This is a genomic window from Cupriavidus sp. UYPR2.512 (assembly GCF_000379565.1).
Taxonomy (GTDB): domain Bacteria; phylum Pseudomonadota; class Gammaproteobacteria; order Burkholderiales; family Burkholderiaceae; genus Cupriavidus.
The window spans coordinates 99677-108926 of the sequence record NZ_KB902909.1 but is presented as its reverse complement, the minus strand read 5'-3'; the positions used below and the strand labels follow the sequence as shown (position 1 = coordinate 108926).

Sequence of the window (9250 nt, the reverse complement as noted above, 5' to 3'; positions counted from 1 at the left end):
CATCGCCGCATACGTTCACGGCCAATGTGTCGCTGGTCTCGGACTACCGCTATCGCGGCATCAGCCAGACCAACCTGCGCCCGGCTATCCAGGGTGGCTTTGACTACGCCCACGAAAGCGGCTTCTACGTGGGCAACTGGAACTCCAGCATCAGCTGGCTCGAGGATGCCAACCCGGCGGTNTCGGCCCCGGTCGAGATGGATTTCTACGGCGGCTTCAAGAACACCTTCAAGGTCGCCGGCACCGAATTCAACTATGACCTGGGCGTGCTCCAGTACTACTACCCGGGCGGCTACAACAACCCGCGCCCTTACACCACGGAACTGTACGCCGGCATCGGCTGGGGCCCGGTCATGCTCAAGTACTCGCACGCGGTCACCAACCTGTTTGGCTGGGCCGACAGCAAGAACAGCTACTACGTCGACCTGAGCGCCAATGTCCCGCTGAATTTCTGGGACCTGACGCTGAACGCGCACGTCGGCTACCAGGGCGTCACGCACAACAGCGACGCCTCGTACACCGACTGGAAGATCGGCCTGACCAAGGACCTGGGCAAGGGCTTCGCGCTGGCGCTTGCCTATGTCGACACCAATGCCAAGGAAGTGGCCTATACCAGCGCCAACCGCGGACGCTACCTGGGCAAGGCCGCGGCCTGGGCCTCGATCACCAAGACTTTCTAATCATTGCCGCAGGCCGGGCGGGCAGCGCCGGCCTGCCCCGAGGAGAAATCGGATGAAACTCATCATCGCAGTCATCAAGCCGTTCAAGCTCGACGAAGTGCGCGAAGCGCTGTCGGACGTGGGCGTGTCCGGCATCACCGTGACCGAAGTGAAAGGCTTCGGCCGCCAGAAGGGCCACACCGAGCTGTACCGCGGCGCCGAATATATCGTCGACTTCCTGCCCAAGGTGAAGATCGAGGTGGCGGTGCCCGACGACGTGGTCGAACGCGCCATCGAGGCGGTCGAGAAATCGGCCCGCACCGGCAAGATCGGCGACGGCAAGATCTTCGTGGCACCGATCGAGCAGGTCATCCGCATCCGCACCGGCGAGACCGGCGGCGATGCCCTGTGACCCGAGACAGCATAAGACAAGAGGTTAATCACATGAAAACCTGGTTCAAGCGATTCCTGACGGCCGGCGCGATGGCGCTGGCCATCGGCACGGCGGGCGTGGGCATCTCCACGCCGGCCGCCGCACAGGACAAGCCGGCCGCCGAGGCATCTGCCCCGGCTGCCTCCGCTGCCCCCGCTGCAGCCGCTGCCGAAGCCTCGGCGCCGGCTGCTGCCGCTGCGCCTGCCGCGGCCGCACCGGCCGCCGCCCCCGCGGAAGCCGCCGCCGCGCCGGCCGCACCGGCGCCCAACAAGGGCGACACCGCCTGGCTGCTGGTTTCGACCGCCTTCGTGATCCTGATGACGCTGCCCGGCCTGGCGCTGTTCTACGGCGGCCTGGTGCGCTCCAAGAACATGCTGTCGGTGCTGATGCAGTGCCTGGTGATCTTCTCGCTGGTGGCGCTGCTGTGGGCGATCTACGGCTACAGCTTTGCCTTCACCGAGGGTAACGCCTTCTTCGGCGGCACCGACCGGCTCTTCATGAAGGGGCTGACGGTCGAGGCCGTGGCTGCCACCTTCAGCAAGGGCGTGGTGGTGCCGGAACTGGGCTACTTCGCCTTCCAGTGCGCCTTCGCCTGCATCACCTGCGGCCTGATCATCGGCGCTTTCGCCGAACGCGCCAAGTTCTCGGCCGTGCTGGTGTTCGTGGTGTTGTGGTTCACGTTCTCCTACATCCCGATGGCCCACATGGTCTGGTTCTGGCCGGGTCCGGACGCCTACCCCGATGCCGCTGCCGGCGCCGCCGCGACCGCCAAGTCGGGCTGGCTGTTCCAGAAGGGCGCGCTCGACTTCGCCGGCGGCACCGTGGTGCACATCAACGCGGCCGTGGCTGGCCTGGTGGGTGCGTATATGTTCGGCAAGCGCATCGGCTTTGGCCGCGAGGCGATCCGTCCGCACAGCCTGACCTTCACCATGGTCGGCGCTTCGCTGCTGTGGTTCGGCTGGTTCGGCTTCAACGCCGGCTCGGCGCTGGAAGCCAACGGCTCGGCCGCACTGGCCTTCGTCAACACGCTGCTGGCCACCTGCGCCGCCGTGCTGGCGTGGACCTTCGGCGAGTGGATCGGCAAGGGCAAGCCGTCGATGCTGGGCGGTGCCTCGGGCGCGGTCGCGGGCCTGGTGGCGATCACCCCGGCTGCCGGCTTCGTCGGCCCGATGGGCTCGATCGCGATCGGCCTGCTGGCCGGCCTGCTGTGCCTGTGGGGCGTGACCGGCCTGAAGCGCATGCTGGGCATGGACGACTCGCTGGATGTGTTCGGCGTGCACGGCGTGGGCGGCATCCTGGGTGCGCTGATGACCGGCGTGTTCGCTTCACCCAGCCTGGGTGGCACGGGCATCTACGACTACGTGGCCAACAAGGTGGCGGACGACTACTCGATCGCCGGCCAGCTGTGGATCCAGTTCGAAGGCGTGCTGACCACCGTGGTGTGGTCCGGCGTGGTCGCCTTCGTGGCCTACAAGCTGGTGGACATGCTGATCGGCCTGCGGGTGCCGGAAGACGAAGAACGCGAGGGCCTGGATATCACCTCGCACGGCGAGACCGCGTATGAAGTCTGATCGCAAAAGTGTTGTGCTGGAGAGCTGATTGGGAATCTTCTCTCAGGAGTTTTGCCCGGCCGCGTGCCGGGCTTTTTCTTGTGCCGGCATTGCACGCAAGTGCAGACATTTGATGCCCTTCGGGCGATGCCAAGAGGGCCGGCGAGGCTCCCGGCAGGGTTTCCGGGGGGCCTTGCGAAAACCCGCAAACTCAGTGCCAGAGCGGGCTAGCGGGCGATCACCCCGCGCCTCGCGCGGGTTTTTCGCAAAGTGCTTAACTCCGATCTTAAAAAGCTTCAATTGTCTTTAATGTGCTGAGAACATACATTGCCAGTGAGGCAGTTTCCTCCACCTGCAGAACGCTCCCCGTATCTGTCAGGCCATTTAAGAGCGCGGCATCGCCGCGCTTTTTTTTGCCTGTGCGGCCGGCTCTTTATTTTCGCGCCGCCCATCCCCATATCGTTATCCCTCAGGCCCGGCCGTGCATATCCTTATAAGGGGGGGTGCCAGCGCCTGGTTGGCCGTTCCTCTACAATCGGGGCGAACGATTAAGACGACGATTTATAGGATGGATATGGTCCCGCATCTCATCACCGCGCTGAACGGTCCGCTGCTCGAACTGGAAAAGAAGATCCTGGACGCCACGCCGTCCATCGAGCGCTGGTTCAGGCTGGAATGGCAGGAGCATACCCCCCCGTTCTACTGTTCGGTGGACCTGCGCAATGCCGGCTTCAAGCTGGCGCCGGTCGATACCAACCTGTTCCCGGGCGGGTTTAACAACCTGGCCCCGGAAATGCTGCCGCTGGCAGTGCAGGCGGCGATGGCGGCGATCGAGAAGATCTGCCCGGACGCCAAGAACCTGCTGCTGATCCCTGAGCGGCATACCCGCAACATGTTCTACCTGCAGAACGTGGCGCGGCTGTCGCTGATCATGCGCCAGGCGGGCCTGAACGTGCGCCTGGGCTCGCTCTCGGAGGAAATCACCGAACCGACCCCGATCGAGCTGCCCGACGGCCAGACCCTGGTGGTCGAGCCGCTGGCGCGCCTGGGCACCAAGGGCCGCCGGCTGGGCCTGAAGGACTTCGACCCCTGTTCGATCCTGCTGAACAACGACCTCTCGGCCGGCATCCCGCCGATCCTGGAAAACATCAACGAGCAGTACCTGCTGCCGCCGCTGCACGCTGGCTGGTCCACCCGCCGCAAGAGCAGCCACTTTGCCGCCTATGACGAGGTGGCCAAGAAGTTCGCCAAGCTGATCGACATCGACCAGTGGATGGTCAACCCGTACTTCGCCCGCTGCTCCGGCGTGAATTTCCACGAACGCGTGGGCGAGGAAGAACTGGCCGACGCGGTCGAGGGCGTGCTCAAGAAGGTGGCCAAGAAATACCGCGAATACGGCATCAAGGAGACCCCTTACGTGGTGGTCAAGGCCGATGCCGGCACCTACGGCATGGGCATCATGACCGTGCGCGATCCGTCCGAGGTCAAGGGCCTGAACCGGAAGGAGCGCAACAAGATGAGCGTCGTCAAGGAAGGCCTGGAGGTCAGTGACGTCATCATCCAGGAAGGCGTGCACACCTTCGAGAAGGTCAATGAAGCGGTGGCCGAGCCGGTGGTGTACATGATCGACCGCTACGTGGTTGGCGGCTTCTACCGTGTGCACACTGGACGCGGCAACGACGAGAACCTGAACGCGCCGGGCATGCATTTCGTGCCGCTGGCGTTTGCGCCCAACGGCATCCCGGACAGCCACGCCAAGCCTGGCGCCGCCGTGCCGAACCGCTTCTACATGTATGGCGTGGTGGCCCGGCTGGCGCTGCTGGCGGCGTCGCTGGAACTCGAGAAGACCGACCCGAACCCGATTATCTGAGCCGCCACCATGCGCATCCTCTTCATCACCGATCCGCTGGAGACCTTCAAGACGTACAAGGACTCCACCTACGCCATGATGACCGAGGCCGCCGCGCGCGGCCACGAGCTGTACTGGTGCCTGCAGCCGCAGTTGTCGCTGTCGGGCCGCACGGTCGAGACCGTGGCCACGCGGCTGCACCTGACTGGCGAGACCAGTGACGCCGATCACAGTGCCTGGTACCGCGAGGGCAATCGCGCACTGGAGCCGCTGTCGGCCTTCGACGCGGTGCTGATGCGCAAGGACCCGCCGTTCGACATGGAGTACGTCACCAGCACCTGGCTGCTGGAGCTGGCCGAGTCGCAGGGCGCGCGCGTGTTCAACAAGCCGCGCGCGATCCGCGACCATTCCGAGAAGCTGGCCATTGCCCAGTACCCGGAATACATCACGCCGACGCTGGTCACGCGCGACCTGGCGCGCATTCGCGACTTCCACGCCGAGCACCGCGACATCATCGTCAAGCCGCTCGACGGCATGGGCGGCATGGGCGTGTTCCGCGTCGGCGCGGACGGCATGAACCTGGCCGCGATCGTCGAGACGCTGGGCCAAGACGGCGCCCGCACGCTGATGGTTCAGCGCTATATCCCGGCGATCAAGGACGGCGATAAGCGCATCCTGCTGATCGGCGGCGTGCCGGTACCGTATTCGCTGGCGCGCGTGCCAATGGCCGGCGAAGTGCGCGGCAACCTGGCTGCCGGCGGCACCGGCCGCGCGCAGGAACTGAGCCCGCGCGACCGCGATATCGCCGAGGCACTGGCGCCGGGGCTGTGGGAGCAGGGGCTGCTGCTGGTGGGCCTGGACGTCATCGGCGACTACCTGACAGAAGTCAATGTGACGAGTCCGACCTGTTTCCAGGAGATCACCCAGCAAACCGGTTTCCATGTCGCGGCGATGTTCATCGACGCGCTGGAGCACGCCGTGGACGCTGCTGGCCGCTGAGCCTGGCTGGCAGCGGGCGCGCGGGGGCCGCCTGCTACAATCGGGGCAATCCAACGGATTCACCATCATGGCAGGCATTCTGATCATCGCGCACACCCCGCTGGCTTCGGCCCTGCGCGATTGCGCCGCCCACGTCTACTGCGGCCAGCCGCAACGGCTGGAAGCCATCGACGTCCTTCCCGATGCCGACCCCGCCGTCGTGCTGGCCGAGGCCAGGCGCCGGCTGGCGGCCATCTGCGAAGACAACGGCGCGCTGGTCCTCACCGATATCTTCGGCGCCACCCCCGCCAATATTGCCGCACGCCTGGCCGAGCCGGGCCGCGTGCGCGTGCTGGCCGGCGTCAACCTTCCGATGCTCGTGCGCGCGATCTGCTACCGGGGCGAAAAGCTCGACCAGCTTGCCACCAAGGCCCTGGCCGGCGGCTCGCAGGGTGTGCTGCAGGTCGGCACCACGACTGTCCAGAACCAAACCGCAAACCATCCCGACAAATATGCTGCAGAGGGACACCACCATCATCAATAAGCTCGGACTGCATGCCCGCGCTTCCGCCAAGCTGACCCAGCTCGCCGGCAACTTCGTCAGCCAGGTCAAGATGTCCCGCAATGGTCGCCAGGTCGACGCCAAGAGCATCATGGGCGTAATGATGCTGGCCGCCGGGATCGGCTCGACGGTGACCCTCGAGACCGAGGGCCCCGACGAGCAGGAGGCGATGGACGCGCTGCTGGCGCTGATCGCCAACCGCTTTGGTGAGGGAGAGTGAGGCCGGCAGCCTCGACCCGAATTCTTAAACGTTCCTGACGGAGCGGTACATGCCTTTCGCCTTGCACGGCATCCCGGTCTCGCGCGGCGTCGCCATCGGGCGCGCGCACCTGCTTGCGCCCGCGGCGCTGGACGTGTCGCACTACCTGGTCGATGAAGACCAGCTTGACGCCGAGGTCGAACGGCTGCGCGCCGCGCGCGCCGCGGTGCGGGCGGAACTGGTCGCGCTCAAGCGCGACCTGCCGCGCGACGCACCCGAGGAGCTGGGCGCGTTCCTGGACGTGCACGCGATGATCCTCGACGACGAGGCGCTGGCGCGCGAGCCCGAGGCCCTGATCCGGGGCCGCCGCTACAACGCAGAGTGGGCACTTACCACGCGCCTCGAAGAGCTGATGCGCCAGTTCGACGAGATCGAGGATGAATACCTGCGCGAGCGCAAGGCCGATATCCGGCAGGTGGTCGAGCGCATCCTGAAGGCGCTGGCCGGGGCCCCGGTGCTGGTGCCCGCGCCGGTGCCGGCGCTGGCCGCCGACGGCGAGGCCGCGACCGGGGTGATCGTGGTGGCCCACGATATCTCCCCGGCCGACATGCTGCAGTTCCGCCATACCATCTTCCACGGCTTCGTGACCGACATGGGCGGGCGCACCTCGCATACCGCCATCGTCGCGCGCAGCCTGGACATCCCGGCCGCGGTCGGTGTGCAGAGCGCGAGCGAGCTGATCCGCCAGGACGACTGGATTATCATCGACGGCGATGCCGGGCTGGTGATCGTCGACCCGACCGCCATCATCCTGGAAGAGTACCGCCACCGGCAGAGCGAGCGCGCGCTGGAAAAGAAGCGCCTGCAGCGGCTGCGGCATACCCCGGCGGTGACGCTGGACGGGCTGGAGATCGACCTGCTGGCCAATATCGAGATGGCCGAGGACGCCGGCGCGGCGCTGGCGGCCGGCGCGGTCGGCGTGGGCCTGTTCCGGTCCGAATTCCTGTTCATGAACCGGCGCGACGAGCTGCCGGGCGAAGACGAGCAGTTCCAGGCCTACCGCGGCGCGGTCGATGCCATGCATGGGCTGCCGGTGACCATCCGCACCATCGACATCGGCGCGGACAAGCCGCTCGATGCCCGGGGCGACGGCCGCAGCGATGACTTCGAGACCGCGCTGAACCCGGCGCTGGGCCTGCGCGCGATCCGCTGGTCGCTGTCCGAGCCGGGCATGTTCCTGACCCAGCTGCGCGCGCTGCTGCGTGCTTCGGCCTTCGGCCCGGTGCGGCTGCTGGTGCCGATGCTGGCGCACGCCAGCGAGATCGACCAGACCCTGGCGCTGATTGCCAAGGCCAAGCGCCAGCTCGACGAGCGCGGCGAGGCCTACGATCCGGGCATGAAGGTCGGCGCCATGATCGAGATCCCGGCGGCGGTGCTGCTGCTGCCGCTGTTCCTGCGCAAGATGGACTTCCTGTCCATCGGCACCAACGACCTGATCCAGTACACGCTGGCCATCGACCGCGCCGACAACGCGGTGGCGCACCTGTTCGACCCGCTGCACCCGGCGGTGCTGCAACTGGTGGCGCGCACCATCCGCGAGGCCAACCGCGCCGGCGTGCCGGTGGCCGTGTGTGGCGAAATGGCGGGCGACCCGTCCATGACCCGGCTGCTGCTGGGCATGGGGCTGCGCGAGTTCTCGATGCACCCGGCACAGCTGCTGCGGGTCAAGCAGGAGATCCTGCATGCCCACTGCGAACGGCTCGAGCCGCTGGTCGACCAGGTCCTGCAGGCCTTCGATCCGGAGGAGCAGGCGACGGCCCTGCGGCAGCTGGCACGACCCTAAAGCGATCAGGGTTTTCTGATGCAGCCAGGCGGCTGGTGCAGCACTTTCATAAGGTGGAAAGTGCCGCCCCAGCCGCGTTCTTTTTCCCTCCTGTGGCGTCTACCCGACCTCTCCAAATGTGGCTTAATGGGAATTGTTATCATTATTGATCTCTGATATTCTGACGTTCATTCGCAGTGGCATGCCGGTGCCACGCGCCTCAACGGAGGGACTTGTGTACGTCTGCATCTGCAACCAGATCACCGATCGTGAGATTCACGGTGCCGCGCACCTGGGCGTCGAGACCCTCGACGAACTGGCTGAAACGCTTGGCGTCGGCACGTGCTGTGGCCGCTGCCGCGAATGCGCGCAGCAGGTGTTGCAGGAAGGCGTGGCAGCGGTGCGCAACGTCACCGTGGCGACCCTCGCCAACATCCAGGTTGTGGAGATTTCTTCCTGTTCCGCATCGGGCCCATGTACCATAATGGACACTCGGGACCCGGCAGTCGCGAACGACCGGCGCAAGGCGCTGGTGGCCTGAACGCGCCCATGAACTGAAGATCCAGTTCACGGCGCGTTTTTGCGCTTTTCCTTTTTCACTGACTGCACGGCGCCATTGGCGCCGTTTCGTGTTTTTGCGCGGGCCCGGTGCAACAGGAGCCGCCAATGAAAGGTGACAAGAAGGTCATCCAGCATCTGAACGCCCAGCTCAAGAACGAGCTGACCGCGATCAACCAGTATTTCCTGCACGCCCGCATGTATCGCCACTGGGGCCTGAAGAAGCTCGGCGACGTGGAGTACAAGGAATCGATCGGCGAGATGAAGCACGCCGACCGCCTGATCGAGCGCATCCTGATGCTGGACGGCCTGCCCAACCTGCAGGACCTGCACAAGCTGCTGCTCGGCGAAGACACGCCCGAGATGCTCAAGTGCGACCTGAAGCTCGAGCAGACCGCGCACGGCACCGTCAAGGAAGGCATTGCCTACTGTGAATCCGTGGGCGATTATGTCAGCCGCGAAATCCTGGTCGATATCCTCACCGATACCGAGGAACATATCGAATACCTGGAAACGCAGCTGGACCTGATCGACAAGGTCGGGCTGCAGAATTACCTGCAGTCGCAGTTGGAGCCGGGCGAGCAATAAGCCGGTCTCCGGCGTGGCCGCTCTTCATGAGCGGCCCGCCCCAGCGCGCGGC

10 protein-coding genes are annotated in these 9250 nt (G+C 65.6%); all 10 read left to right on the top strand.

Annotation, left to right across the window (positions count from 1 at the left end; all coding sequences use genetic code 11):
• The coding region (locus A3A5_RS0110550) for a TorF family putative porin (RefSeq protein ID WP_018310546.1) at window positions 1-680 on the top strand (680 nt) is incomplete at its 5' end.
• 52 nt (window positions 681-732) lie between these two features.
• Window positions 733-1071 (top strand): P-II family nitrogen regulator, encoded by a 339-nt coding sequence (locus tag A3A5_RS0110545; protein WP_010814843.1) that lies wholly within the window; start codon window positions 733-735, stop codon window positions 1069-1071.
• Window positions 1072-1103: 32 nt separating this feature from the next.
• Window positions 1104-2663: an ammonium transporter gene (locus A3A5_RS0110540; RefSeq protein WP_018310545.1), complete on the top strand. Its 1560-nt coding sequence runs from the start codon at window positions 1104-1106 to the stop codon at window positions 2661-2663.
• A gap of 553 nt (window positions 2664-3216) precedes the next feature.
• The gene (gene gshA / locus A3A5_RS0110535; RefSeq protein ID WP_018310544.1) at window positions 3217-4512 is read left to right on the top strand and encodes a glutamate--cysteine ligase; all 1296 of its coding nucleotides are present in this window, start codon (window positions 3217-3219) and stop codon (window positions 4510-4512) included.
• Between the two features lie 9 nt (window positions 4513-4521).
• Complete coding sequence (gene gshB / locus A3A5_RS0110530) at window positions 4522-5490, top strand: glutathione synthase (RefSeq protein WP_018310543.1); 969 nt, start codon at window positions 4522-4524, stop codon at window positions 5488-5490.
• A 67-nt stretch (window positions 5491-5557) separates the two neighbouring features.
• Complete coding sequence (locus A3A5_RS0110525; protein ID WP_013955422.1) at window positions 5558-6013, top strand: PTS sugar transporter subunit IIA; 456 nt, start codon at window positions 5558-5560, stop codon at window positions 6011-6013.
• The gene (locus A3A5_RS0110520) at window positions 5982-6251 is read left to right on the top strand and encodes an HPr family phosphocarrier protein (protein ID WP_018310542.1); all 270 of its coding nucleotides are present in this window, start codon (window positions 5982-5984) and stop codon (window positions 6249-6251) included. Before A3A5_RS0110525 ends, A3A5_RS0110520 begins: the two co-directional genes overlap by 32 nt.
• A gap of 49 nt (window positions 6252-6300) precedes the next feature.
• Window positions 6301-8073 carry a phosphoenolpyruvate--protein phosphotransferase gene (gene ptsP / locus A3A5_RS0110515; RefSeq protein WP_018310541.1) on the top strand — a complete coding sequence of 591 codons (1773 nt, stop codon included), beginning with the start codon at window positions 6301-6303 and terminating at the stop codon, window positions 8071-8073.
• Between the two features lie 214 nt (window positions 8074-8287).
• Window positions 8288-8593: a (2Fe-2S)-binding protein gene (locus A3A5_RS0110510; protein ID WP_018310540.1), complete on the top strand. Its 306-nt coding sequence runs from the start codon at window positions 8288-8290 to the stop codon at window positions 8591-8593.
• 125 nt (window positions 8594-8718) lie between these two features.
• A complete protein-coding gene (gene bfr / locus A3A5_RS0110505) occupies window positions 8719-9198 on the top strand; it encodes a bacterioferritin (RefSeq protein ID WP_018310539.1) in 480 nt (159 codons plus the stop codon).
• Window positions 9199-9250 lie beyond the last annotated feature (52 nt).